The organism is Kitasatospora sp. NPDC001095 (genome assembly GCF_053598615.1).
The window spans coordinates 24,266-49,442 of record NZ_JBSFKQ010000048.1; the positions used below are offsets into that span (position 1 = coordinate 24,266).

A 25,177-nucleotide genomic window follows, 5' to 3' on the forward strand; every position below is an offset into this window, starting at 1 on the left:
CGTCAGAAGGCGCTTCCCGTCAGGGAATGCCGCCCGTCAGAGAATGTCGCCGGGCGCGTACTCGGCGGCCTCCGGGTAGGCGGCCGCGACGGCCTCCACCTGGCGGACGACCTCGGCGACCTGGGCGCCGGCCGCGCCGGTGAAGGACAGCTTGTCGGCCAGCAGCGCGTCCAGGGCGGCCCGGTCCAGCGGGATCCGCTCGTCGGCGGCCAGCCGGTCCAGCAGCTCGTTCTCCCGGGCGCCGGCCCGCATCGCCAGCGCGGAGGCGACGGCGTGCTCCTTGATGACCTCGTGCCCGGTCTCCCGGCCGACGCCCGCGCGCACCGCGCCCATCAGCACCTTGGTGGTGGCGAGGAACGGCAGGTAGCGGTCCAGCTCGGCCTCGATCACGGCGGGGAAGGCGCCGAACTCGTCGAGGACGGTCAGGAAGGTCTCCAGCAGGCCATCGAAGGCGAAGAACGCGTCCGGCAGCGCGACCCGGCGCACCACCGAGCAGGAGACGTCGCCCTCGTTCCACTGGTCGCCGGCCAGCTCGCCGGTCATCGAGGCGTAGCCGCGCAGGATGACGGCCAGGCCGTTGACGCGCTCGCAGGAGCGGGTGTTCATCTTGTGGGGCATCGCGGAGGAGCCGACCTGGCCCTCCTTGAAGCCCTCCGTCACCAGCTCGTGGCCGGCCATCAGGCGGATGGTCTTGGCCAGGCTGGACGGCGCGGCGGCCAGCTGGACGAGGGCGGTGAGCACCTCGAAGTCCAGCGAGCGCGGGTAGACCTGGCCGACGCTGGTCAGCACGTGGTCGAAGCCGAGGTGCCCGGCGACCCGGCGCTCCAGCTCGGCGAGCTTCTCGGTGTCCCCACCGAGGAGGTCCAGCATGTCCTGGGCGGTGCCGACCGGGCCCTTGATCCCGCGCAGCGGGTAGCGGGCGATCAGCTCCTCCAGGCGGCGGAAGGCGACCAGCAGCTCGTCGGTGATCGAGGCGAACCGCTTGCCCAGGGTGGTGGCCTGAGCGGCCACGTTGTGCGAGCGGCCGGCCATGACCAGCTCGGAGTGCTGGGCGGACAGCTTGGCCAGACGCACCAGCACGGCCACCGTGCGGTCCCGCACGTGCTCCAGGGACTGGCGGATCTGGAGCTGCTCGACGTTCTCGGTCAGGTCCCGGGACGTCATGCCCTTGTGGATCTGCTCGTGCCCGGCGAGCTCGCTGAACTCCTCGATGCGGGCCTTCACGTCGTGGCGGGTGATCCGCTCACGGGCGGCGATCGAGCCGAGGTCGACCTGGTCGATCACCCGCTCGTAGTCGGCGACGGCCGTCGCCGGCACCTCGACGCCGAGGTCCTGCTGGGCCTTCAGGACGGCCAGCCACAGGTGGCGCTCGAGGACCACCTTGTGCTCGGGGGACCACAGCTGGGCCAGGGTCGCCGAGGCGTACCGGGAGGCCAGGACATTGGGGATCTGGGGCTTCGCGCTCACGCTTCGCAAGGGTAACAGCCGAGGTCACGCCGGACGTCGGCGGATGGGGTAGGCTGGGTCAATTGAGCGCCATTCAGATGACACTCCAAAGCCTCCTCACCGCAAGGATATCACATCGATGAGCCAAGCACCAGCGGCCACGGGGAACCCCGGCGATGCCCTCGCCGCGGCCCTGCGCACCGAGCAGGCCCACCTCACCCGGCTCTACGCCCGGCTGGACGCCGTCCGCGAACGCGCCCGCCGCACCGCCGACGGCGCCCACGACCAGGCCGCACCCGGCGGCACCCACCAGGCCCGACTGGAACGCGAGGTGCGCGCCCGCGGGGCCGCCCGTCACGCCGCCCGGCTGGACGCGGTCGAGCGCGGCCTGTGTTTCGGCCGGCTCGACGAGCGCGACGGCACCGTCCACTACGTCGGCCGCACCGGCCTGACCGACGAGGCGTACGAACCGCTGCTGCTCGACTGGCGAACCCCGGCCGCCCGTCCCTTCTACACCGCGACCCCCGCCCACCCCGGCCCCGTGGTCCGCCGCCGCCACCTGCACACCCGGGGCCGCACCCTCACCGGGCTGGACGACGAGGCGCTCGACCTCGCCGGACTGGACGAATCCGACCGGCGCGGCCTGGTCGGCGAGGCCGCCCTGCTCGCCGCCCTCGACCGCGAACGCACCGGCCGGATGGGCACCGCCGTCGCCACCATCCAGGCCGAGCAGGACCGGGTGATCCGCTCCCCGCTGCCCGGCGCCCTGGTGGTCCAGGGCGGCCCCGGCACCGGCAAGACGCTGGCCGCCCTGCACCGCACCGCCTACCTGCTGTTCACCCACCGCGCCGCGCTGGAGCGCCGCGGCGTGCTGGTGATCGGCCCCAACCCCGGCTTCCTGCGGTACATCGACGAGGTGCTGCCCGCCCTCGGCGAGACCGAGGTGGTGCTGCGCACCGTCGGCGAACTCCTCCCCGGCGTCACCGCCACCGGCACCGACGCCCCCGCCACCGCCTTCGCCAAGGGCGGCCCCTGGATGGCCGGGGTGCTCCGGCGCGCCCTGGCCGCCCACCAGACGGCCCCGGCCGACGGCCTGGACCTCGGCGAGGGGCTGAAGGTCTCCGCCCGGGCCTGCGCCGAGGCCCGCGACGCCGCCCGCGGCCTGCGGCTGCCCCACAACCGGGCCCGCGGCTTCTTCCTCGGCACCCTGCTCGACGCCCTCGCCATCGCCCAGGCGCTCACCCTCGGCCGCCCCTACGACGACGAGGAGGCGCACTACGCCCCGCGCGAGCTGTGGGAGCGGACGGACGTCCGCGCCGCCCTCGACCCGCTCTGGCCCCGGCTCACCCCGCAACAACTCCTCGAAAGGCTTCTCACCGACCGGGAGTTGCTCACCACGGCGGCCCCCGAACACGCGGCCGCCCTGCTCCGTCCGCCCGGCTCCGGGTGGACGGTCGAGGACGTCCCGCTGCTCGACGAGGCCGCCGAACTTCTCGGCACGGCAAGGGAATCCGCCGCTGCCGACCAGGATCCGGACGAACTGGCCTTCGCCCAGGGCGTGTTGACCATCACCGGGCAGACCGGCGACGCCCTGCTGGACTCCGCCGCGCTGGCCGGGCGATTCCGCGACGACGGCCCGTACCGCTCCACCGCCGAACGCGCCGCCGCCGACCGCACCTGGGCCTACGGCCACGTCGTCGTGGACGAGGCCCAGGAGCTGTCCGCGATGGCCTGGCGCGCCGTCCTGCGACGTGTCCCGACCAACTCGCTCACCATCGTCGGCGACCTCGCCCAGACCGGATCGCCCGCCGGCGCCCGCAGTTGGGCCGAGATGCTCGACCCGCACCTGCCCGGCCGCTGGCGCGAGGAGCGGCTGACCGTCAACTACCGTACGCCGCAACCCTTCATGGCCATCGCCTCCGCCGTGCTGCGCGCCGCCGTACCCGGCCACCGGCCGCCCGACTCCATCCGCCCCGGCACCGAGCGGCCCCGCGCCGTCCACGTGCCCGAGGGCGACTTCGCCGCCGCGCTCGCCCGGCTGCCCGCCGGCCCCGGCACCCTGGGCGTGATCGCACCGGACGCCCTGACCGCGGAACTGGACGCGCTCACCGTGGCGGACGCCAAGGGGCTGGAGTTCGACGCGGTCGTGGTGGTCGAGCCGGCCGGACTCGCACCGCGCGACCTCTACGTCGCCCTGACCCGGGCCACCCGCTCGCTCACCCTGCTCCACCACCGGCCGCTGCCGCCGGAGCTCGCCGGGCTGCTCTGACCGGCGCGACCGACGGGCGGCCCGACCGGCACCGGCGGCACGAGTGGCGCGGGCGGCGCGGGGTCCTACTGCGCGCCGCCCGTACGGGCCAGCACCGGCAGCACCTGGGAGCAGATCGAGTGCAGCGCGATCCGCTGCTCGTCGGTCATCGCCTCGAAGGCCTGGTGGGTCCGGGCCATCTCGCCCCGGATGCGGTTCAGGATCTCCCGGCCCTCGGCCGTGATCACCACGATCTTCACCCGGCGGTCACCGGCCGCCGCCTCCCGGTTGGCCAGGCGCAGCGACTCCAGCCGGTCCACGATCCCGGTCACGTTCGACGCGTCGCAGCCCAGCCGCCCGGCCAGCGCCCGCATCGGCACCGGCTCCTGCACCGCGCCCAGCGCCTTGGCCTGCGAGGAGGAGAGGCCGTGCCGGGCGGCGGCCGCCGCGAAGTCCTGGAAGTACGCGGCACCGACGGCGGCCAACACCTCCATCAATTCGGCGTTGGTCGGTACGGTCGTCGTCGCTGTCGAACCCATGGGGTCAGCGTACGACCAGGTGCTTCAGTAACTCAAGCTTTGACCACGGCAACCGTCGGCGAGCCGCCTCACACCGCCCCGGGGTCAGAGCACCAGCTGGTCGAACAGCCGCCGCAGCTCCGCCTCCGGGTCCGCGGTCAGCCCGGTGTGCACGGGCCCCGGCTGGACGATCGCGCTGCGCGGCGCGGTCAGCCAGCGGAACCGCTGCCCGGGGCTGTCCCCCGCCGCCGGACCGGCCTGCGGGCCGCCCTGACAGACCGCCTCGATCCCGTGCAGCGCCCGTCGCACGCCATGGACGTCCGCGACCGGGTCCAGTGCCAGCAGCCGGGCCTGGTCCAGGTGGGTCCGGGCGGCCAGGTGCGAGCTCTGCCTGCAGTACAGCAGCACCCCGACGTTGACGCACTCGCCGCGCTCGACCCTCGGCACCGCGCGGATCACGGCGTACTCGTAGTCGTGCAGCTCTACGGCGACCGGCAGCATGGACAGCACGGGCTCGGTCATGCGGGCACCTCCGGCAGCCAGTCGCGCGGACCGGCCAGTCGTCGGGTCAACTGGGCGCGGTACGCGGCGCGCACCTCGTCGGGCGAGTCGAAGCCGAACTCGTCCGCCAGCCAGACCTCGGGGATCTGCGCCACCGCGCCCTCGATCGCCGCCTCGGCGAGCGGCGCGAGCGCCTTGTCGGCTGCCGCCAGGTCCGGCCGGGCGCGCAGCAGCGCATGGTCGGAGGCGTCGTACGGACGGCGGATCCAGGCGGCGGCGCCGGACCAGTTGTGGTGGAAGATCAGGCTCGCGCCGTGGTCGATCAGCCGCAGCCCGCCGGTCGCCACCAGCAGGTTGGGGTTGCGCCAGGAGCGGTCGACGTTGCCGATCAGCGCGTCGAACCAGAGCACCTGCCCGGCCAGCTCGGGGTCCACCTCGAAGCAGAGCGGGTCGAAGTTGAGCGCGCCGCTGACGAAGGCCATCCCCAGGTTGGTCCCGCCGCTGGCCCGCATCTGGTCCTGGATCTGGTGGTCCGGCTCGCTGCGCGCGAGCACCGGGTCCAGGTCGACCGTCACCAGCTCCGGCACCGGCAGCCCGAGCCGCCGGCCGAGCTCCCCGGCCAGCACCTCCGCGACCAACGCCTTGCGGCCCTGCGCCGCACCGACCCATTTCAGCGCGTACAGCCGCCGATCGTCGGCCTCGACCAGGCCCGGCATCGAGCCGCCTTCTCGCAGTGGCGTCACGTACCGGATCGCCGTCACCTCGGGTAGCACGGCCGACAGCCTATCGGTGTCTGCGCCCCTTCCTCTCCCTTCACCTCCGCACCTCCCCCCGGCATCTCCCTCCCCTCCCCCACGCCCCCGCCCCGGTGGCAGCCCCCGCCTCCCCCCGGCACCACCCTTCCCTCCCCACTCCATAGCCCCGCCCCGGTGGCAGCCCCCGCTGCTCCGTGCGAGTGTGGCGGACAGTAAGTGGGGACCTTCACGGCAAAGGGATGAGCGATGGAACGACCTCGGATCCTGATCGTGGGCGGTGGCTTCGCCGGTCTGGAGTGCGCCCGCCGCCTCGAACACAAGTTGTCACCGTCGGAGGCCGAGATCTCGCTGGTCACGCCGTTCAGCTACCAGCTCTACCTACCCCTGCTCCCCCACGTCGCGGCCGGCGTCCTCACCCCGCAGTCCGTGGCCGTCTCGCTGCGCCGCACGCTGCGCCGCACCCACATCGTCCCGGGCGGCGCCATCGGCGTGGACCCGACCTCCAAGGTGTGCGTCGTCCGCAAGATCACCGACGAGGTGGTCGCGCTGAGGTACGACGTCCTGGTGCTCGCCCCGGGCAGCGTCACCCGCACCTTCGACATCCCCGGCCTCACCGACTACGCCCGCGGCATGAAGACGCTCGCCGAGGCGGCCTACGTCCGCGACCACGTGATCGCCCAACTCGACCTCGCCTCCACCACCCTGGACCAGAAGGAGCGCGAGTCCCGGCTCCAGTTCGTGGTGGTCGGCGGCGGCTACGCGGGCACCGAGACGGCCGCCTGCCTCCAGCGGCTGACCACCGCCGCCGCCCATCGCTACCCGCGCCTGGACGCCCGGCAGATCAAGTGGCACCTGATCGACATCGCCCCGAAGCTGATGCCGGAACTCGGCGACCCGCTCGGCGAGTCCGCCCTGGAGGTGCTGCGCGACCGCGGCATCGAGGTGTCGCTGGGCGTCTCGGTCGCCGAAGTCGGCGCCGAGACCGTCAAGTTCACCGACGGCCGGGTGCTCCCCTGCCGCACCCTGATCTGGACGGCCGGCGTGGCCGCGAGCCCGCTGATCGGCACGCTGGACGCCGAGACGGTCCGCGGCCGGCTCGCCGTGACGGCGGAGATGCGGGTGCCGCAGTTCGAGAGCGTGTTCGCGCTCGGCGACGCCGCCGCCGTCCCCGACCTCGCCAAGGGCGACGGCGCGGTCTGCCCGCCGACCGCCCAGCACTCCGCCCGCCAGGGCCGCGCGGTCGCGAACAACGTGATCGCCTCGCTCCGCAACCAGCCCCTGGAGCCGTACTACCACAAGGACTTGGGCCTGGTGGTCGACCTCGGCGGCAAGGACGCGGTCTCCAAGCCGCTCGGCGTGGAACTCCGCGGCGTGCCCGCGCAGCTGGTGGCGCGCGGCTACCACCTGATGGCGATGCGCACCAACGTGGCCAAGTTCCGGGTGGGCACCAACTGGCTGCTCAACGCGACCGCCGGCGACGAGTTCGTCCGCATCGGATTCCTCGCCCGCCAACCCGCCCGACTGCGGGACTTCGAGTACACCGACGCCTATCTGACGAGGGATCAGGTACGCGCGCACGCCCAGTCGCTGCTCGCCAAGGGCTGAGCACGGCAGACCGACGCAACGGCGCCCCCGCCGGAACCGGCCGCGAGGGCGCCGAACCGCGCCGTCACCGCGATCACCGCGCGGTCAGGTACATCCCGCTCGCGTCCTGCCCGGCCGCGTCGCGGCACGCGTAGTCACCGCTCGGGCGCGCCCACAGCAGCGTCAGGCACGGCCCGACCTCCTGCCGGCCGTAGTGGTCGGGGTGCATCGACTCCCGCAGCGCGCCCTGCGTGGAGTCGAGCCCGCCGTCCAGGAAGCGCGCCCACTCGCCCGTGGTCGCGGACGAGCCGGAGTTCGCGGTCGGCTGCCTGGTAGCCGTCGCGCAGACCTCGCGGCCCTGCAGCATGTCCGACAGGTCCAGGAACTGCGCACCCTTGGCGGCGGCGACGCCCGCCGGCGCCCCGGAGATCTGCGGCACCATCGAGTCTCGGGCCCAGTCGGCGTCCCCCTCCCAGAACGGGCGGCCGCCGGTGTCGGAGCGGGTCCAGCCGCTCTCCGGGGAGCGCATCTCGGCGCTGTGCAGGCCCCGCTCCCGACGCCCGCCCCGGACTCACACCAGCCCCGGACTCACACCAGCCGCGACCCGCCCCCGCCCGCCCCCAGCACCGCCGCCAGGTCCTCCGCCAGCTCCCGCGCCTGCGCCGCCTCCAGCCGCGCCGTGGTGAACCGCAGCCCGGGCGGCGACTGGATCCGGTACCGCGCGCCCGGCGCCGCGACCCAGCCGCGCTGCACCAGCGCCGCCAGCACCGAGGTCTCGTCCGGCACCGGCACCCAGACGTTCAGCCCGCTCCGCCCGTGCGCGGCGATCCCACGGGCCGCCAGCTCGCCCAGCAGGGCGTCCCGCCGGGCCCGGTAGACGGCGGCCACCCGGTCGGCCGGCGCGGCGTCACCGGCCCACAGCTCCGCGACGGTGCGCTGCAGCAGGTGGCTGACCCAGCCGGCCCCCAGCCGCAGCCGGCCCGCCACCCGTCCGATCGTCTCGTGGTCGCCGACCGCCACCGAGACCCGCAGGTCCGGCCCGTACGCCTTGGCCGCCGAGCGCACCACCGCCCAGTGCCGGGTGTCGGCGCCGACCAGCGAGTGGTACGGCTGGTCGACCATGCCGTGCCCGTGGTCGTCCTCGATCAGCAGCACCCCGGGGTGCTCGGCCAGTACGGCCTTCAGCGCCTCGGCCCGCCGTGCGGTGAGCGCCGCCCCGGTCGGGTTCTGCGCCCGGCTGGTGACCACCACGGCCCGCGCGCCCTCGGCCAGCGCCGCGGCCAGCGCGTGCGGCAGCGGACCCTCGTCGTCCAGCCGGACGGGCGCGTGCTTCAGCCCCAGCGCGGGCAGCAGGTCGAGCAGGCTGCCCCAGCCCGGATCCTCGACTGCCACCGCGTCGCCGGGGCGCAGCCGGGCGCCGAGAATGCGTTCGACGGTGTCCAGCGAGCCGGAGGCGACGGCGATCGGGCCGCCGGGCAGGCGGTCGGCCTCGAAGGACGCTCGGGCGAGCGCGAGCAGCAGCGGGTCGACGGCGGCGTGCCCGTACAGCACCGGGTCGGTGCGCGCGGCCTCGGCGGCGGCCGCGAGGGCCGGGGCGAGGTCGGGCAGCAGGGCCGGGTCGGGGTTGCCGGTGGACAGGTCGCGGGCGTGCGGCGGGACGGGGATGCGGATCTGGTCGCGCGGGGTGAGGGCGGGCCTGGGCAGGATGCGGCTGCCCTTGCGGCCGGCGGTCTCGATCACGCCGCGGTCACGCAGCAGCCGGTAGGCGGCGGCGACGGTGTTGGGGTTGACGCCCAGTTCGGCGGCGAGGTCGCGCAGCGGGGGCAGCGCGGTTCCGGGGGCGAGCTGCCCGCTGCTCACGCCCTGCTCGATGTGGGCCGCGATTTCGCTGGCGCGTCGCCCTTTCAGCGGATAGCCTCCTAGCACAAAGCAAATTATGCACTAGTACATAGAGGATGTCATGTCAGCCACCGCGGAAGGTTCGCCCAGCTACTCCCGCACCCCGAGGACCACCCCCACCCGCTACCGGGACCGGGCCACCTGGGAGCAGGAGGCGATCCACGCCATCCTCGACAGCGCCTACATCTGCCACCTCGGCTTCGTCGTCGACGGCGCCCCCGTGGTCCTGCCGACGATCTTCGCCCGGGTCGGCAGCCGGCTCTACGTCCACGGCTCCACCGGCAGCCGCCCGATGCGCAACGCCTCCGGCGAGCAGGGCATGCCGGTCTGCGTCACCGTCACCCAGGTCGACGCGCTGGTGCTGACCAAGTCCGCGTTCAACCACTCGGTGAACTTCCGCTCGGTGGTCGCCCACGGGACCGCGCACCAGGTCACCGACCCCGAGGAGCTGGACGTCGCGCTCGCCGCCCTGGTCGACCACGCGGTTCCGGGGCGCTCCGCCGAGGTCCGTCCGGCCAACGCCAAGGAGCTCGCCGCCACCGCCGTCCTCCGGCTGGAGCTGGACGAGGTCTCGGCCAAGACCCGCGAGGACGGCGCCGACGACGACCCCGAGGACGCCGACCTGCCGCACTGGTCCGGTCTGATCCCGGTCACCACCGTGCACGGCACCCCCGAGCCGCACCCCGGCACCGCCGTCCCGCTCCCCGCGCACCTGCGCGGCTACCCGCGCTGACGGGAGGACCACCCGTGCTGATCAGATCCTGGGACCGCGGCGACGAGCAGGAGTGGCGCGCCTGGCTGGCCGAGGGCCGCGACTTCGGCCTGCTCGCCGCCAACGGCGGCCCCGGCGAGGGGCCGGTGCTCGTCCCGACGCACTTCCTGCTGGACGCCGAACGCGGCGAGATCCTGCTCCACCTCGCCGCGCCCAACCCACTGCTGGCCGCCGTCCGGGCCGACCCCCAGGTCACCCTCGCGGTCACCGACGGCTACGCGTTCGCCCCCGGCCACTGGCGCGGCGAACCGGGCACGCCCACCAGCTTCTACGCCTCGGTCCACTTCCACTGCACCGCCGAGGTGGTGGAGGCCGCAGCCGACAAGGCGGAGATCCTCAACCGCCAGCTGGCGCACTTCCAGCCCGAGACACCGGAGGTCCGGGTGGTGCCCGGCGACGGCGCCTTGGCCCGGCAGCTGCCCGGGCTGCGCGGGCTCCGGCTGACGGTGAACGAGGTGCGGGCCAAGTTCAAGTACGACGACAAGAAGCCCGCCGAGGTGCAGTACGCCATCGCCGACCGGCTCGCCGAGCGCGCAGACGGCCCTGGGCGCGGCCACGACCAGTACGCCGCCGCCCGTACCCAGCTGCTCCGCCGTCACCGACGGCGCACGGCCTAGCCGGGCACCGCGAACGCCGCGGGGCACCGACGCCCCCCGGGCCACGCCCCGCGCGTCGACCACTCGCGCAGCGGCCGGCCGGCGCGCCGTCGGCTGACTCCGGGTCACCCGGTCGGCCGCCAATCGGCCGCCAACTCGGGCAGGTCGGCCGCGGCGCTGCTCGAATGTGAGACGAGCCCTGCCCACTCACCGTCAGAGCGGGTCCGTCCACTCCCGGGAGCGCGTGTGTCCTCAGTCAACAGCCAACGGGCGTCCGGCGAGGCCCACCTCGGCCACGTGGTGTTCATCTCGGCGGCCGCCGCCATGGGCGGTTTCCTGTTCGGCTACGACAGCGCGGTGATCAACGGTGCCGTGACGGGCATCCAGAAGCACTTCGCGGTCGGCCACGGCACCACCGCGTTCGTGGTGGCCATCGCGCTGCTCGGCTCGGCGGTGGGCGCGGTGCTCGCCGGCCGGCTCGCCGACCACCTCGGCCGGGTCCGCACGATGCTGCTGGCCGCCGCACTGTTCGCGGCCAGCGGCATCGGCTCGATGTTCCCGCCGAACATCGAGACCCTCGCCGTCTGGCGCGTGATCGGCGGCATCGCGATCGGCATCGCCTCGGTGATCGCCCCCACGTACATCGCCGAGGTCGCCCCGACCGCCTACCGCGGCCGGCTCGCCTCCTTCCAGCAGATGGCGATCGTGCTCGGCATCACCGTCTCCCAGCTGGCCAACTGGGCGATCAACCAGGCCGCCGGCGGCGAGTCCACCAACCACCTCGGCGGCATCCAGGCCTGGCAGTGGATGCTCGGCGTCGAGGCCATCCCGGCCCTGGTGTACGGGCTGATGGCGCTCGCCATCCCGGAGTCGCCGCGCTACCTGATCGCCGACCACCGCGAGGAGCAGGCCCGCAGGGTGCTGGTCGAGGTCGAGGGCGAGGGCGTGGACCTGGACGCCCGGGTGGCGGAGATCCGCTCGGTGCTGGAGTCCGCCCGCAAGCCCCGGGCGAAGGACCTGATGGGCGGCCGGTTCGGCCTGCTGCCGATCGTCTGGGTCGGCATCGGCGCCTCGGTGTTCCAGCAGTTCGTCGGCATCAACGTGATCTTCTACTACTCGTCCTTCCTGTGGCAGTCGGTCGGCATCAACGAGGCCAACTCCCTGCTGATCAGCCTCTCCACCTCGATCATCAACGTGATCGGCACGGTGATCGCGATGGTCCTGGTTGACCGGATCGGCCGCAAGCCGCTGGCCCTGGCCGGCTCGATCGGCATGGCGGCCGCGCTCGGCACCGCCGCCTGGGCGTTCTCCTACCGGGAGGGCACCGGCGACACCGCCACCCTGGACAACACCCACGCCACCGTCGCCCTGGTCGCCGCGCACGTCTTCGTGCTCTGCTTCGCCTTCTCCTGGGGCGTGGTGGTCTGGGTGCTGCTCGGCGAGATGTTCCCCAACCGGATCCGCGCGCTGGCGCTGTCCGTCGCCGCCTCGGCACAGTGGATCGCCAACTGGGCGATCACCGTCAGCTTCCCGGACCTCGCCGACTGGAACCTCTCCGCGACGTACGTCATCTACGCGGCCTTCGCGCTGCTCTCCATCCCGTTCGTGGCCTTCTGCATCAAGGAGACCAAGGGCCGCGCCCTGGAGGAGATGGGCTGACCCGGCCCCGTCCACCGCCCCCGCCGCAGACGGCCCGCACCGCCGACCCCCCGCCGCTCGCGGCCCGACCCACCGAGAGGAAGCCATGCCTGACCAGGGCGGCTCCCGGCAGAACGTCACCTTCCCGAGCCACGGCCGCACCGCGCACGGCTACCTGGCCCGGCCGCCGCAGGGCGTCGGGCCCGGCCTGGTGGTGGTCCAGGAGTGGTGGGGGCTCACCTCGCACATCGCCGACATGGCCGACCGCTTCGCCGCCGAGGGCTTCACCGTCCTCGCCCCCGACCTGTTCGGCGGCGCCACCACCCACGACCGCGCCGAGGCGGCCCGGTTCATGCGCGAGCTCCCGGTCGAGCGGGCGGTGGAGGACCTGGCCGGGGCCGTCGACCACCTGCTCTCACTGGACGCCGTGGTCGGCGACGCCGTCGGGGTGGTCGGCTTCTGCATGGGCGGCGGCTTCGCCCTGCTGCTGGCCGCCCGGGCCGGCGACAAGGTGGCCGCCGTGGTCCCGTTCTACGGCCTGCCGACCGATCCGGACTTCGACTACCGCGGCCTGACCGCCCACGTGCTCGGCCACTTCGGCGAGTTGGACGGCTCGATCCCGATGGCCGCCGTGGACGAGGCGGCGATCCGGATCGGCGAGGCCACCGACGTCCGCCCGGAGATCCACTTCTACCCGGCCGGGCACGCCTTCATGAACGACGAGAACCTGATCGGCACCTACGACCCGCTCCAGGCCCGGATCGCCTGGCGCCGGACCCTCACCTTCCTCTGGGGCCACCTCGGCTGACTCCCCTCCCACCCCGGGCTCCGGTGTGAAAACGGGATGGACACCTGTACGACCTTTCGGCATAGTCTCCGGGTGCCGACCCCACCTCCGCGCCGCTTCGCCTGGGCGAGCCGCAACTTCCGCATCCAGACCGCCGCCACCGTGATCAGCGGCCTCGGCAACGCCGGCGCCCCCATCGCCACCGCCTTCGCCGTGTTCGGCACCGGCGGCACCACCGCCGAGGTCGGCTACGTCACCGCCGCCCGACTGGTGCCCACCGTGCTGCTCCTGGTGGTCGGCGGCACCCTCGCCGACCGGCTGCCGCGCCACCTGATCATGGTCGCCGCCAATGTGTTCAGCGGGGTCTCCCAGGCCGTCCTGGCGGCCCTGGTGCTGACCGGGGACGTACGGCTCTGGCAGATGCTGGCGCTCTCCGCGGCCGGCGGAGCCGGCTACGCGCTCTACACTCCGGCCTCCGGCGGCATGATCATGCAGGCCGTCCCCCAGGAGCACGCCGCCCGCGCCTTCGCGGTCTTCCGGATGGGCCTCAACGCCTCCCAGATCGGCGGCGCCGCCCTCGGCGGCGCGCTCACCGCCGTCGTCGGCCCCGGCTGGGTGCTCGCCCTGGACGCCCTGTGCTTCCTGGTCGCCGCCGCCCTCCGCTTCTTCCTCGAGCCGGAGCAGGCCCCCGCGCCCTCCGGCGCCAGCATGCTGCGCGACCTGCGCGAGGGCTGGCGGGAGTTCGCCTCCCGCCGCTGGCTCTGGGTGATCGTGCTCCAGTTCTCCGTCCTGGTCGCCTGCATCAACGCGGTCGAGTCGGTGTACGGGCCGACGGCCGCCGAGGAACGGCTCGGCGGCGCGGGCGCCTGGGGCCTGGCGATGTCCGCCTACGGGGTCGGCCTGGTGGCCACCGGCGTGCTGATGACGCGGTGGCGGCCGCGCCGGATCCTGCTGGTCGGCAACTGGGGGGTCTTCCTGTTCGGCGTGCCCGCCCTGGCCCTCGCCGCCGAGGTGCCGCTGCCGCTGCTGGTCGTCGCGATGTTCCTGTCCGGCGTCGGCGTCACCGTCTTCGGCGTCAACTGGATGGTCGCGCTCCAGCAGGAGATACCCGCGGAGATGTTCTCCCGGGTCACCGCGTACGACGAACTCGGCTCCTACTCGCTGGCCCCGGTCGGCACCGCCCTGGCCGGCCCCGCCGCCGTGGCGCTCGGCCTGTCCGGCGCGCTCTGGACGTGCGCCGCCGCCTGCCTGGTGCTCAGCGCGGTCGTCCTGCTGGACCCCCAGGTGCGCCGGCTGAGCCGTCGGAGCACGGCGGACGCACCGGTGCCCGCCGGTGAGCCCGCACCCACCCCGTGAGCGCCGCGCGCGCCCGGCGTGCGCCCGTCCGGGAGCAACCGGAGGTGCGCGAGTGTCGTCCGGACAGTCGGGAAACACCACGAGTCTCTGGGGGCCACCGGTGCCGAAGCCACTGCTGTTCCTGGACGTCGACGGCGTCCTGAACCCGGTCCGTCCGCACCCGGACACCGGGTTCGACTCGCACACCCTGTTCGGCTACACCGTCCTGCTGTCCACCCGGCACGGCAGCTGGCTGCGCGAGCTCGCCGGAACGTACGACCTGGTCTGGGCCACCACCTGGGAGGAGAACGCCAACACCCACATCGCCCCGGCGATCGGCCTGGACCCGCTGCCGGTGGTCGCCCTCGCCGGCTACACCCCGCAGCCCGGCGACCCGCGCGTCCCGCTGATGGAACTGTTCTCCGCCGCCAAGTGGGCCCCACTGCTGCGCTACGCCGGGGGCCGGCCCTTCGCCTGGGTGGACGACGTCATCCCGCCGCGCCTGGTCCGCCGCTCCCTGTGGCGCCGGGACCGCCTGCTGCTGCCCGTCGATCCGGGCCAGGGCCTGGAGCGCCGGCACGTCGACCGGCTGCTCGCCCGTCCGCCGCGCGGCCGGGCGCCATTGGTCAGGGGGTCGGCAGCCAGCTGACGTGCCCGGCCAGCAGCGCGTACCCGACGAAGGCCACCGTGTCGATCAGGGCGTGCGCCGCCACCAGCGGCATCACCCGCCCCCAGCGCCGGTACAGCAGGCAGAACACCACGCCCATCACCATGTTACCGACCATCCCGCCGACCCCCTGGTACAGGTGGTACGAGCCGCGCAGCACCGAGCTCGCCGCCACCGCCGCCGGCCAGGACCACCCCGACTGCTCCACCCGGCGCAGCAGGTAGCCCAGGACGACGACCTCCTCCAGGACGGCGTTCTGGCAGGCCGACAGCACCAGCACCGGCACCCGCCACCACACGTCCGGCAGCCCTGACGGCGCCACCGTCAGGTTGTACCCGGCCGCCTGCGAGGCCAGGTAGAGCGCCAGCCCCGACCCGCCGATCGCGGCCGCGACGGCGGCGCCCCGCCCCAGGTCGCGCAGCTTCTGCCCGAGGTCGAAGCCCAGCACCCGCAGCGCGAAGCCCTCGCGCACCAGCAGGTAGCCGACCAGCACCACCGGCATCAGCCCGCGCCCGATGTAGTACAGCTGCCACACCAGGTCCAGCCAGGGCCGTCCGGGTGCGCGCGAACCGTTCAGGGTGGCGACCTGCTGGCCGAGCTTGAGCGGTTCGGTGAGCGAACCGGTGAAGCTGATCAGCGCGCCGATCCCGCTGGCCCCGAGCGAGAGGCCGAGGACGATCAGCAGTTCCACGCCGAGCAGCCGACGGGTGGGCTTCGCGGTCTCCGGCGCGGTCGGGACGGTGGTCACGGGGGCTCCAGCGGACGGGGCGGTCGCTCCGGCCGTCGGCCGACCGCCGGAGCGATCATCCTGACACAGCCGCGCGGCCGCCCCGGAGGGGAGGTCTCAGCCCACCGGCCAGGTGTGCACCGGCTCGCCGCCGCGCATGAGTTCGGCGTAGCGCCTGGTCATCGCCGCGAGCGCGGCCGGCCGGTCCATCCCGTACTGCTCGCGCAGCCGGTGGAAGGTCGCGGTCTGCCAGGACGCTCCGTTGGTGCGGCGCAGGCAGCGCTGCTCGATGATGCCCAGGTAGCGGTCCCGGTCGGCGGGCTCCACGCCCCACTCGTCGAGGCCCTGGTAGGCCATCGGCAGCAGCTCGTTCAGCACCAGGTCGACCGCGGACACGGTCTGCAGCCCGCCGCCGCGCCCGGCCCGCCCCGAGCGCGGCCACTGGAACACCGCGTCGATGCCGTACCGGGCGCCCTGCTGGAAGTTCTCGTCCGCCCGCTCGAACGGCAGCCGGGTCCAGATCGGCCGGGGCTGCGCGGCCAGCACCCGCACCAGTCCGTAGTAGAAGGCGGCGTTGGCCAGCGTGTCGGCCACCGTCGGCCCGGCCGGCAGCGCCCGGTTCTCCACCCGCAGGTGCGCCACCCCGCCCGCGACGTCGTACACCGGGCGGTTCCACCGGTAGATGGTGCCGTTGTGCAGCCGCATCTCGGCGAGCCTGGGCGCACCGCCGGAGGCCAGCACCTTCAGCGGGTCCTCGTCGTCGCAGATCGGCAGCAGCGCGGGGAAGTACCGCAGGTTCTCCTCGAACAGGTCGTACGCGGAGTCCACCCAGCGCTCGCCGAACCAGGTGATCGGGCGCACCCCCTGGGCCTTGAGCTCCGCCGTCCGGGTGTCGCAGGCCTGCTGGAAGAGCACCGGACGGGTCTCCCGCCACAGCTCCCGCCCGAACAGGAACGGCGAGTTGGCGCCGAGCGCGAGCTGCGGCCCGCAGATCGCCTGGGCGGCGTTCCAGACCGAGGAGAACCGTTCCGGGGTCACCTGGAGGTGCAGCTGGAGCGAGGTGGCGGCGGCCTCGGCCACCATGGTGATCGACTCCAGCTGGAGGTGCTCGACCCCCTCGATGTCCAGCGCGATGTCCTCCCCGCGGGCGGCCAGGATCTGGTCGCTGAGCAGGCTGTACCGCTGGTTGTGGCTCATCGCGTCCAGCCCGGTGTGGGCGTGCTCCAGGGTCGGCAGGATGCCCACCATGACGATCCTGGCGCCCGCCTCGGCGGCCCGCCGGTCGGCGTAGCGCAGCCCGGTGTCGATCTCCTCGCGCAGCTCCTCGAAGACGTGCCCGCAGAGCCGGTGGGGCGTGATGTTGACCTCGATGTTGAACCGGCCCAGTTCGGTCTGGAAGTCGCTGGAGCCGATCGCGCTCAGCACCTGCGCGTTGTTCATGGCCGGCAGGCCCTGCTCGTCGGCCAGGTTGAGCTCGATCTCCAGGCCCATCACCGCCCGCGGACGGTCGAAGCGGTCCTCCCGGATCATCCGTCCGAGTGTTTCGAGACACGTGTGGAGCTTGCGCCGGTACTGCTGCCGGTCCGCCAGTTCCGCCCGAGTAGCCACGACCTTCTCGCCCACGGTCCCCTCCTCCAGAGCCACCCCGTCGAGCACCCGGTCGACCGACCGTGCAAGCATCATGCCCACCTCGAAGATCGATACCCGAACACGTGTACTGGCTTGCATTGCAAGGCATCTGACGGAAAATCAGACGAACTGTGGACTTGCCCGGCACCACAGCCTGTGATAAACAGATCACCCTGCGCACCTGTTCGAATTGGCACAGCGCTCCGGCCGGTCCGCCCCGCCCAGAAGCCCTCGTCGACGGCGGCGACCGTGCCGGCTCCGCGATCCTGCACAACCGGACACGGCCGGGCCCCGTCACCGAAGACGCGTCGCCTCGCCACGCCGGTATGACGCACTCGCACGCCGATCTCGCTTGGAGAGGCGGACCCGCCATGACTCTGCAAACCCCCCAGCCCCCGCCGAGCGCGCTGCGCGCGGTCCTGGGCGCGCTCGACTCGGAGACCGCGCTGCGCCAGCCCGCCGCCGCAGCACTGCGCCATCCGACCGGCCCACTGCTCCCCGCCCACCCGCTCGCGGTGCACGTCCTGAACGGCCCGCGCCCGGAACTCCCGGCCGCCCGCCGCACCGGCTGGCGCTTCCTGATCAAGGACGGGCCCGAGGTGGCCGCCGCCGCCGAGGTGGTGCAGAGCGCCGAGGGCCACAGCTTCTCCCACTTCACCGCGGGCCCCTACCTCGACTCGACGGTCCGGGCACTGCGCGAGGCCTGGCAGCTCGCCCAGAACTCCCGGACCCGCCGGCAGCCCCGGCTGCTGACCTTCCCCGGCCAGTACGCCACGGCGCTCTGGCTGCACAGCCCCGACGGCGACCCGGCCGCCGATCTGCTGATCCCCCTCGCCCCGGCCCCGCTCGGCGTCACCGCGCACCGCGCCCGCCCGGCCGCCGAACTGCTGCCACTGCTCGCCCGCACCCCGCTCGCCAGGCCGCTGCTGCTCGGCTCCTCCTGACCCGGCCGGTGCCCCACGGGCCGCCGGGCCCACCCGCCCCGGCGGCCCCCACCCGTGCCCGCGCCCGTGCGCCCGCGGGCCCTCACCCGAACGGCGACCACCCGTCCGGACCATCCGGCATGGCCCCATCGGGTCATGCCCCGGCTGACCCACCGGTGTGCTCTTTCCCGTCGGCCCCACCTGAACGGGTGATCTCTACCCGGGAGTTGTGGCGCATGTCACGAAATCCCTGCGCGCGGGTCCCAGGATGCCGACACTGGGAACCAGCGTGGAAGGACCCCCTGTCCTACCCACTTGAGCGCCGGTCCACACTTGGCCGGCGTGCGGACAGGATCCGACCACCGCAGCGGTCCCGGACGGCACCACCTCCGGCGACCGCATCACGGGGAGGATCGCAGAGCGAAGCGAGGGTACGCGTATGTGCCAGCACCGTCCTGAGTGCCCGTCGGCCGAGTCCGAGGACCGCGAGGCGGCCGTCTCGGTGGCCCGCCACCCGGAGCAGGGCTGGAGCCTGCTCTGCAACGGCGTCGTCCTGTTCGAGGACACCGGAGAACTGCTGCCCGACGGCCGGGTGATCGCCCCGCGCCGTCCCGTCGCCCACGCGGCCTGACCGAACGGTCCGGCCGGTCCGGCCGGACGGCGGGGGCAGCCGCCGACTCGGCCGGCGAAACGGGCAGGGCCCCGGCGGAAGACTCCGCCGGGACCCTGCCGTCCGATCGGGCCTGCGGGCCCGGTCCGGTCAGACGCCGTACTCGTCCAGCGGCGGGCAGGAGCAGACCAGGTTGCGGTCGCCGTACGCGCCGTCGATCCGGCTGACCGGCGGCCAGTACTTGTCCGCCGGGTTCACGCCCGCCGGGAAGACGGCCTCCTGCCGCGAGTAGCCGTGCGCCCAGTCGCCGGCCAGCGTGGCGGCGGTGTGCGGGGCGTTGCGCAGCGGGTTGTCGTCGGCCGCCCACTCGCCCGAGCCGACCTTGTCGATCTCGGCGCGGATGGTGATCATCGCGTCGCAGAACCGGTCGATCTCGTGCAGGTCCTCGGACTCGGTCGGCTCGATCATCAGCGTGCCGGCCACCGGGAAGGACATCGTCGGCGCGTGGAAGCCGTAGTCGATCAGGCGCTTGGCGATGTCGTCCACCGTCACGCCCGTCTCCTTGGTCAGCGGACGCAGGTCGATGATGCACTCGTGCGCGACCAGCCCGCCCGGGCCGGTGTAGAGCACCGGGAAGTGCGGCGCCAGACGCTTGGCGATGTAGTTGGCGTTCAGCACCGCGACCTGGGTCGCGTGCTTGAGGCCCTCGCCGCCCATAAGCCGGACGTACGCCCAGGAGATCGGCAGGATGGCCGCCGAGCCCCACGGCGCGGCCGAGACCGGGCCGACGCCGGTGGCCGGGCCGGCCTCCGCCTGCAGCGGGTGGTTCGGCAGGTACGGCGCCAGGTGGGCGCGCACCGCGACCGGGCCGACGCCCGGGCCGCCGCCGCCGTGCGGGATGCAGAAGGTCTTGTGCAGGTTCAGGTGCGAGACGTCCGCGCCGAACTTGCCCGGCTTGGCCAGGCCGACCAGGGCGTTCAGGTTGGCGCCGTCCACGTAGACCTGGCCGCCGGCCTCGTGCACCAGGGCGCAGATGTCGGTGATCTGGGTCTCGTACACGCCGTGGGTGGACGGGTAGGTGACCATCAGCACGGCGAGGTTGTCGCGGTGCTGCTCGATCTTGGCCTTCAGGTCCTCGACGTCCACGTCGCCGTCGGCCAGGGTCTTCACCACGACCACGCGCATGCCGGCCATCACCGCGGAGGCCGCGTTGGTGCCGTGCGCCGAGGACGGGATCAGGCAGACGTCGCGCTGGGTGTCGCCGTTGGCGTGGTGGTAGGCGCGCACGGCCAGCAGACCGGCGAACTCGCCCTGGGAACCCGCGTTCGGCTGGATCGACACGGCGTCGTAGCCGGTCACCTCGACCAGCTGCTGCTCCAGCTGGCGGATCAGGGTCAGGAAGCCCTGGGCCTGGTCGATCGGCGCGAAGGGGTGCAGCTGGCCGAACTCCGGCCAGGTCACCGCCTCCATCTCGGTGGTCGCGTTGAGCTTCATGGTGCAGGAGCCCAGCGGGATCATGCCGCGGTCCAGCGCGTAGTCCCGGTCCGACAGGCGGCGCAGGTAGCGCAGCATGGCGGTCTCCGAGCGGTGGCTGTGGAAGACCGGGTGGGTCAGGTACTCGTCCTCGCGCAGCAGCGCGGCGGGCAGCGTCTCGGCGCCCTCGGCGACCTCGCCGGCGGGAACGCCGAACGCGGCCCAGACGCCGGCCAGGTGCTCGCGGGTGGTGGTCTCGTCGGTGGAGACGGAGATCCGGTCCTCGCCGTCCTGGTACACGTTGATGCCGTTGGCGCGGGCGGCGGCGGCGATCTCGGCGGCGCGGCCCGGGACGACGGCGGTGACGGTGTCGAAGAACTCGCCGTGCAGCAGCTCGACGCCGCCGGCCCGCAGGCCCTCGGCGAGGGCGGCGGCGTAGCGGTGGGTGCGGCGGGCGATGTCGGCCAGGCCGTCCGGGCCGTGGTAGACGGCGTACATCGAGGCCATCACGGCGAGCAGCACCTGGGCGGTGCAGATGTTGCTGGTGGCCTTCTCGCGGCGGATGTGCTGCTCGCGGGTCTGCAGCGCCAGGCGGTAGGCGCGGTTGCCGTCGGCGTCGACGGAGACGCCGACCAGGCGGCCGGGCAGCGAGCGGGCGTACTCGGTACGCACCGACAGGTAGCCGGCGTGCGGGCCGCCGAAGCCCATCGGCACGCCGAAGCGCTGCGTGGTGCCGCAGGCGATGTCGGCGCCCAGCGAGCCCGGGGACTTGAGCAGGGTCAGCGCCAGCAGGTCGGCGGCGACGGCGACGATCGCGCCCAGGCCGTGCGCCTGCTCGATCACCGGGGCGAGGTCGCGGACCACACCGGTGGCACCCGGGTACTGGAGCAGCACGCCGAAGACGCCGCGCTCGGCGATCTCGGCGGGGATGCCCTCGGACAGGTCGGCGACGACGACCTCGACACCGGTCGGCACGGCGCGGGTGTTGATCACCGCGAGGGTCTGCGGCAGGGTCTCGGCGTCGACCAGGAAGACACCGCCCTTGACCTTGGTGACGCGGCGGGCGAGCGCCATCGCCTCGGCGGCCGCGGTGCCCTCGTCCAGCAGCGAGGCGCCGGAGGTCGACAGGCCGGTCAGGTCGGAGACCAGGGTCTGGAAGTTGAGCAGCGCCTCCAGGCGGCCCTGCGAGATCTCCGGCTGGTACGGGGTGTAGGCGGTGTACCAGGCCGGGTTCTCCATGACGTTGCGCAGGATCACCGGCGGGGTGAAGGTGCCGTAGTAGCCCAGGCCGATCATCGGCTGGAGCACCTGGTTGCGGCCGGCCAGCTCGCGCAGCTCGGCGAGGACCTGGGCCTCGGTCCGGCCCGCGGGCAGGTCCAGGGCGGTGATGGAACGGATCGCCTCGGGCACCGCGGTGGCGGCGAGCTCGTCCAGCGAGCCGTAGCCGACGGACGCCAGCATCTTCTCCTGCGCGGCGGCGTCGGGGCCGATGTGGCGGTTCTCGAAGGGACTGGCCAGCTCAAGCTCGGTGAGGGTCGAGGCGCCGGTGGGGCGTCCCGCGTTCGGCTGGGCGTTCATGGTGGTCGAGGCCTCCTGGTCACGGACCGGCGGGGGTACGCACGCCGGCCGGCCTCGCCGCTGCGGGCGGCGGACAAGCCTGGGCGGGCGGACCCGACAGGCCTCCCCCTCTGTCATCGGGACCTGAGAGCTTCACCCGCACGGGGCGCTGTGGGCGCTCCGCCGGCTTGCACCGTCGGTGAGGGTGGTGATCGCCGGCTTCCGTGCCGACGCTCCTGCCCTGCTTTCCAGAGTGACCTACCCCACACGGTACGGATGCCTGAGAGATTCCGGGGAGGAGTTGCTCCTTCGGCGCCCCGACCAGCGGTTTTCGTTGTCGGAGACTCTCCCGAGCGGGCTCTGCGGTCGCCGCCCAGGGTACCAGCGGGAGGCCGCCCGATCACGGGTGCGTCGGGTCACTCGAGGTCTACGCGCGTCCCCCGGACGGTCGATCGCGCGCCCCCGTCCGGCGCACCCCGCTCGCGCCCGTCCGATTCATGGCATTTGGTGTGAAGTGGCGGACGTGACAGGTGCTCCGGCCGCCCTGCTGCGGGAGTTCCGCAGGCCCACCGCGCGGGAGGAAAGAAGTGCAGACCGACATCGACCCCCGGGACCTCATCGGTCACAAGGCCGTCGACCGCAACGGAGACAAGATCGGCACGGTCGACGAGGTCTACCTGGACGACGCCACCGGCCGGCCCGAGTGGGCCGCGGTCCGGACCGGCATCTTCGGCCGGGACGCCTTCGTCCCGCTGACCACCAGCGAGTTCGCGGGCGACGAACTGCGGGTGCCGTACGACAAGTCGCTGGTGAAGGAGTCACCGGACTTCGGCGTCGGCCAGCACCTGTCCCCCGCCCAGGAGCTGCAGCTCTACCGCTACTACGGGCTCGACACCCCGATGGACAGCCGTCCGAACGGCGAGAACGGGAACCGGACCAAGCAGCCCGACCTCGACTTCGGCACCACGGCGGCCACTGCCGCCGCCACGACGACCGCCGCGGCCCCCGCCAAGCCGCTCACCTTCCACAGCTCCGAGCGCTCCCCCGGGCACGCCCCGGCGAGGACCCCCGCTGCCGCCGCCGCGCCCGTCACCCCCGCCAGCACCAGGACCGCCCCGGAGGCCGACACCCGGATCCCCGGCACCCCCGCGGCCACCACCCCGCCGGCGGCGGCGCCCGCCCCCACCGCGCCCCCCACGGAACCGAAGCAGTCGCAGCCCGCCCCCGCCCCCGCCCCCACGCCCGCCCCGGCGGCGGCCACCAGGACCACCACCGCGCATTCGGGCACCCCCACGGCCGCCCCGAGCAGCCCGGTCGAGATCACCTGCCGCGAGGAGCGGCTGGACGTCACCACCGAGTGGCGCGTCCTCGGCACCGCGAAGCTGCGCAAGTACGTGACGACCGAACAGGTCGAGCGCCGCGTTCCGGTGGTCCGCGAGCGCGTCCGGGTCGAGCGGACGCCGATCAGCGAGGCCGAGCGCGCCACGCTCACCGACAAGGAGATCGCCGAGACCGTCGAGGAGGTCACTCTCCGTGAGGAACGCGCGGTGGCCCGCAAGTACCTCGCGCCCGTCGAGCGGATCCGCCTGGTCGTCGAGCGGTACACGACCGAGGAGGTGATCCGGGAGGAACTCCGCCGCGAGCACGTCGAGGTCCACGACACCACGACCCCCCACACCCCGCCGTCCACCCTCACTCCCGACGCGCCCCGCCCGGCCCCAGCACGCCCACTCGCCTGACCGCCCCCACCAGCCCGACCGGCCCCCACCAGCAAGGGCCCCGGACACCGTCCGGGGCCCTTGTCGCGCACCCGACCCTTCGACTTTGCCAAAGCTTAACCGCTCGATATTTGACACTCTGAAGTATCTCCTTGCACGATTACTTCAGTTCATTCACTATGTACGGGAGGAAGCAACCGTGAGTGAGGCACCACAGCCCACCACCGCGGCCGAGAAGCAGAGCAGCGCCCGGGTCCTGCCGGCCCTCATCCTGGCGATGCTGTCGTTCAGCGTGGTGCAGACCGCGGTCGTCCCGATCCTGCCCTCGCTGGCCAAGGAACTGAACGTCTCCGCCTCCAGCATCACCTGGCTGATGACCGCCAACCTGCTCTCCGCAGCCGTGCTGACTCCCCTCCTGGGCCGTTTCGGCGACCTCCGGGGCCGCAAGCCGATGCTGCTGATCTCGCTGGCCGGCCTGGTCGCCGGTTCGGCGCTGGCGGTCAGCACCCACTCCTTCACCTGGCTGGTCGTCGCCCGTGTCCTCCAGGGCGCCGGCGGCGGTGTCCTGCCGCTGGCGATCAGCATCGTCCGTGACGAGCTGCCCAAGCAGAAGGTGACCGGCGGCGTCGCCGCCATCAGCGCCTCGATGGGCGTCGGCTCCGGCCTCGGCCTGGTCGCCACCGGTCTCCTGCTGGAGCACTGGGACTACAAGTCGATCTTCTGGATGGGCCTGGTCTTCGGCCTGATCGCCGTCGCCCTGGTCGCCTTCCGCGTGCCGACCGACCCGGTCACCGACAAGGAGGGCGGCGCCGACCCGCTGGGCGCCCTCACCCTGGCCGGCTGGCTCTCCGCGCTGCTGGTCGCGGTCAGCCAGGGCAACCACTGGGGCTGGACCTCCAACAAGACGCTCGGCCTCTTCGCCGTCGCCGCCGTGGTCGCCCTGGTCTGGGGGATCATCGAGACCAAGGTCGCGCACCCCCTGGTGGACATGAAGATGATGGCCCGTCCGGCCGTCGCCTTCACCAACGTGGCCGGCCTGCTCATCGGCTTCGGCATGTACGGCTCCTTCATGGTCATCAGCAACTTCGCCCAGACCCCGGAGAAGTTGACCCACTACGGCTTCACCGCCACCGTGCTGCACGCCGGCATCATGCTGCTGCCGTCCGCGATCGGCTCGATGGTCGCCGCCCCGGTCGGCGCCCTGCTGATCGCCCGGCGCGGCCCGCGCCTGCCGCTGGTCCTCGGTGGCGTCCTCGGCGCCGTCGCGATGGCCTACCTCGCCGTGCGCCACGGCCGCGAGGGCGACATCTACACCGCCTCGGCGATCTTCGGTCTCGGCGTCGGCCTCGCCTTCGCCGCGATGCCGGCCTACATCAACGGCGCCGTCCCGGCCGAGCAGAGCGGCATCGCCAACGGCATGAACTCCGTGCTGCGCACGGTCGGCGGCGCGATCGGCACCGCCGTCATGGCCGCCATCCTGACCGGCGACACCATGAAGCTGCCGCCGCAGATCCCGCTCTCCCTGCCCACCCTGGACGCCTACAAGCACGCGTTCTGGACCGCGGCCGTCGTCTGCATCGTCGCCGGCGTCGTCCCCTTCCTGATCCGCGGCGCCAAGTCGGCCGCCACCCCGACCGCCCTCGGCGGCTCGGCCCAGCAGGACTCCAGCCCCGCGCTGGTCAAGACCGACGCCTGACGAGGCGTCCGGCCCCCGCGCCCAGGGACAGGGCGCGGGGCCCCGGTCCCCGTACGTCGCGAGGGCATCACGAACGTACGGGGTCCGGCACGGTGATC

Annotated in this window: 21 protein-coding genes and 2 riboswitches; of the genes, 12 read left to right on the forward strand and 9 right to left on the reverse strand. The window is 73.4% G+C overall.

Annotated elements, in window-relative coordinates:
• Positions 1–36: 36 nt before the first annotated feature.
• Complete coding sequence (purB, locus tag ACWDBB_RS29175) at positions 37–1,467, reverse strand: adenylosuccinate lyase (protein WP_449792442.1); 1,431 nt, start codon at positions 1,465–1,467, stop codon at positions 37–39.
• A gap of 118 nt (positions 1,468–1,585) precedes the next feature.
• Between purB and ACWDBB_RS29180 the strand changes: the two genes are divergently transcribed.
• Positions 1,586–3,715, forward strand: a complete 2,130-nt coding sequence (locus ACWDBB_RS29180; RefSeq protein ID WP_449792443.1) for a HelD family protein — start codon at positions 1,586–1,588, stop codon at positions 3,713–3,715.
• A 65-nt stretch (positions 3,716–3,780) separates the two neighbouring features.
• Here the strand turns inward: ACWDBB_RS29180 and ACWDBB_RS29185 are convergent, their stop codons facing one another.
• The 3 genes from ACWDBB_RS29185 to ACWDBB_RS29195 all read right to left on the reverse strand — a co-directional run bounded on the left by ACWDBB_RS29185 (position 3,781) and on the right by ACWDBB_RS29195 (position 5,486).
• Positions 3,781–4,233 (reverse strand): MarR family winged helix-turn-helix transcriptional regulator, encoded by a 453-nt coding sequence (locus ACWDBB_RS29185; protein ID WP_392870217.1) that lies wholly within the window; start codon positions 4,231–4,233, stop codon positions 3,781–3,783.
• Between the two features lie 84 nt (positions 4,234–4,317).
• Positions 4,318–4,734, reverse strand: a complete 417-nt coding sequence (locus tag ACWDBB_RS29190) for a DUF3037 domain-containing protein (protein WP_449792444.1) — start codon at positions 4,732–4,734, stop codon at positions 4,318–4,320.
• Positions 4,731–5,486 (reverse strand): HipA family kinase, encoded by a 756-nt coding sequence (locus ACWDBB_RS29195; protein WP_449792445.1) that lies wholly within the window; start codon positions 5,484–5,486, stop codon positions 4,731–4,733. Before ACWDBB_RS29195 ends, ACWDBB_RS29190 begins: the two co-directional genes overlap by 4 nt.
• 228 nt (positions 5,487–5,714) lie before the next feature.
• Here ACWDBB_RS29195 and ACWDBB_RS29200 point away from each other — a divergent pair, with 228 nt between their 5' ends.
• The gene (locus ACWDBB_RS29200) at positions 5,715–7,073 is read left to right on the forward strand and encodes an NAD(P)/FAD-dependent oxidoreductase (RefSeq protein WP_449792446.1); all 1,359 of its coding nucleotides are present in this window, start codon (positions 5,715–5,717) and stop codon (positions 7,071–7,073) included.
• Between the two features lie 73 nt (positions 7,074–7,146).
• Here the strand turns inward: ACWDBB_RS29200 and ACWDBB_RS29205 are convergent, their stop codons facing one another.
• Positions 7,147–7,581, reverse strand: coding sequence for a hypothetical protein (locus tag ACWDBB_RS29205; RefSeq protein WP_449792447.1), 435 nt, complete (start codon positions 7,579–7,581; stop codon positions 7,147–7,149).
• A gap of 59 nt (positions 7,582–7,640) precedes the next feature.
• Complete coding sequence (locus tag ACWDBB_RS29210; RefSeq protein ID WP_449792448.1) at positions 7,641–8,978, reverse strand: aminotransferase class I/II-fold pyridoxal phosphate-dependent enzyme; 1,338 nt, start codon at positions 8,976–8,978, stop codon at positions 7,641–7,643.
• 34 nt (positions 8,979–9,012) lie between these two features.
• Between ACWDBB_RS29210 and ACWDBB_RS29215 the strand changes: the two genes are divergently transcribed.
• The 6 genes from ACWDBB_RS29215 to ACWDBB_RS29240 all read left to right on the forward strand — a co-directional run bounded on the left by ACWDBB_RS29215 (position 9,013) and on the right by ACWDBB_RS29240 (position 14,728).
• Positions 9,013–9,684, forward strand: coding sequence for a pyridoxamine 5'-phosphate oxidase family protein (locus ACWDBB_RS29215; RefSeq protein WP_449792449.1), 672 nt, complete (start codon positions 9,013–9,015; stop codon positions 9,682–9,684).
• A 14-nt stretch (positions 9,685–9,698) separates the two neighbouring features.
• Entirely contained in the window at positions 9,699–10,340 is a 642-nt protein-coding gene (locus ACWDBB_RS29220; RefSeq protein WP_449792450.1) for an FMN-binding negative transcriptional regulator, read from the forward strand.
• 225 nt (positions 10,341–10,565) lie between these two features.
• Positions 10,566–11,978, forward strand: coding sequence for a sugar porter family MFS transporter (locus ACWDBB_RS29225; protein ID WP_449792451.1), 1,413 nt, complete (start codon positions 10,566–10,568; stop codon positions 11,976–11,978).
• Positions 11,979–12,063: 85 nt separating this feature from the next.
• Positions 12,064–12,765 carry a dienelactone hydrolase family protein gene (locus ACWDBB_RS29230; RefSeq protein ID WP_449792452.1) on the forward strand — a complete coding sequence of 234 codons (702 nt, stop codon included), beginning with the start codon at positions 12,064–12,066 and terminating at the stop codon, positions 12,763–12,765.
• 72 nt (positions 12,766–12,837) lie between these two features.
• Complete coding sequence (locus tag ACWDBB_RS29235; RefSeq protein ID WP_449792453.1) at positions 12,838–14,100, forward strand: MFS transporter; 1,263 nt, start codon at positions 12,838–12,840, stop codon at positions 14,098–14,100.
• A gap of 100 nt (positions 14,101–14,200) precedes the next feature.
• Positions 14,201–14,728, forward strand: coding sequence for an HAD domain-containing protein (locus ACWDBB_RS29240; RefSeq protein WP_449792454.1), 528 nt, complete (start codon positions 14,201–14,203; stop codon positions 14,726–14,728).
• On the opposite strand, the gene ACWDBB_RS29245 is transcribed toward ACWDBB_RS29240, so the two are convergent.
• Positions 14,706–15,494 carry a CPBP family intramembrane glutamic endopeptidase gene (locus tag ACWDBB_RS29245; RefSeq protein ID WP_449792455.1) on the reverse strand — a complete coding sequence of 263 codons (789 nt, stop codon included), beginning with the start codon at positions 15,492–15,494 and terminating at the stop codon, positions 14,706–14,708. The genes ACWDBB_RS29240 and ACWDBB_RS29245 overlap by 23 nt on opposite strands.
• 96 nt (positions 15,495–15,590) lie before the next feature.
• Positions 15,591–17,096, reverse strand: coding sequence for a glutamate--cysteine ligase (locus ACWDBB_RS29250; protein WP_449792469.1), 1,506 nt, complete (start codon positions 17,094–17,096; stop codon positions 15,591–15,593).
• 377 nt (positions 17,097–17,473) lie between these two features.
• On the opposite strand from ACWDBB_RS29250, the gene ACWDBB_RS29255 reads away from it, so the two are divergent.
• Positions 17,474–18,046 (forward strand): hypothetical protein, encoded by a 573-nt coding sequence (locus ACWDBB_RS29255; RefSeq protein WP_449792456.1) that lies wholly within the window; start codon positions 17,474–17,476, stop codon positions 18,044–18,046.
• Positions 18,047–18,464: 418 nt separating this feature from the next.
• Positions 18,465–18,656: a DUF5999 family protein gene (locus tag ACWDBB_RS29260; RefSeq protein WP_097235094.1), complete on the forward strand. Its 192-nt coding sequence runs from the start codon at positions 18,465–18,467 to the stop codon at positions 18,654–18,656.
• Positions 18,657–18,785: 129 nt separating this feature from the next.
• Here ACWDBB_RS29260 and gcvP read toward each other — a convergent pair whose 3' ends face one another.
• Positions 18,786–21,686: an aminomethyl-transferring glycine dehydrogenase gene (gcvP, locus tag ACWDBB_RS29265; protein WP_449792457.1), complete on the reverse strand. Its 2,901-nt coding sequence runs from the start codon at positions 21,684–21,686 to the stop codon at positions 18,786–18,788.
• A 103-nt stretch (positions 21,687–21,789) separates the two neighbouring features.
• A riboswitch (glycine riboswitch) is annotated at positions 21,790–21,922 on the reverse strand.
• Between the two features lies 1 nt (position 21,923).
• Positions 21,924–22,027: riboswitch (glycine riboswitch) on the reverse strand.
• A gap of 225 nt (positions 22,028–22,252) precedes the next feature.
• On the opposite strand from gcvP, the gene ACWDBB_RS29270 reads away from it, so the two are divergent.
• Both ACWDBB_RS29270 and ACWDBB_RS29275 read left to right on the forward strand, forming a co-directional pair.
• Positions 22,253–23,404, forward strand: a complete 1,152-nt coding sequence (locus tag ACWDBB_RS29270) for a PRC and DUF2382 domain-containing protein (RefSeq protein ID WP_449792458.1) — start codon at positions 22,253–22,255, stop codon at positions 23,402–23,404.
• Between the two features lie 178 nt (positions 23,405–23,582).
• Positions 23,583–25,079 carry an MFS transporter gene (locus ACWDBB_RS29275; protein ID WP_449792459.1) on the forward strand — a complete coding sequence of 499 codons (1,497 nt, stop codon included), beginning with the start codon at positions 23,583–23,585 and terminating at the stop codon, positions 25,077–25,079.
• The last annotated feature ends 98 nt before the right edge of the window (positions 25,080–25,177 follow it).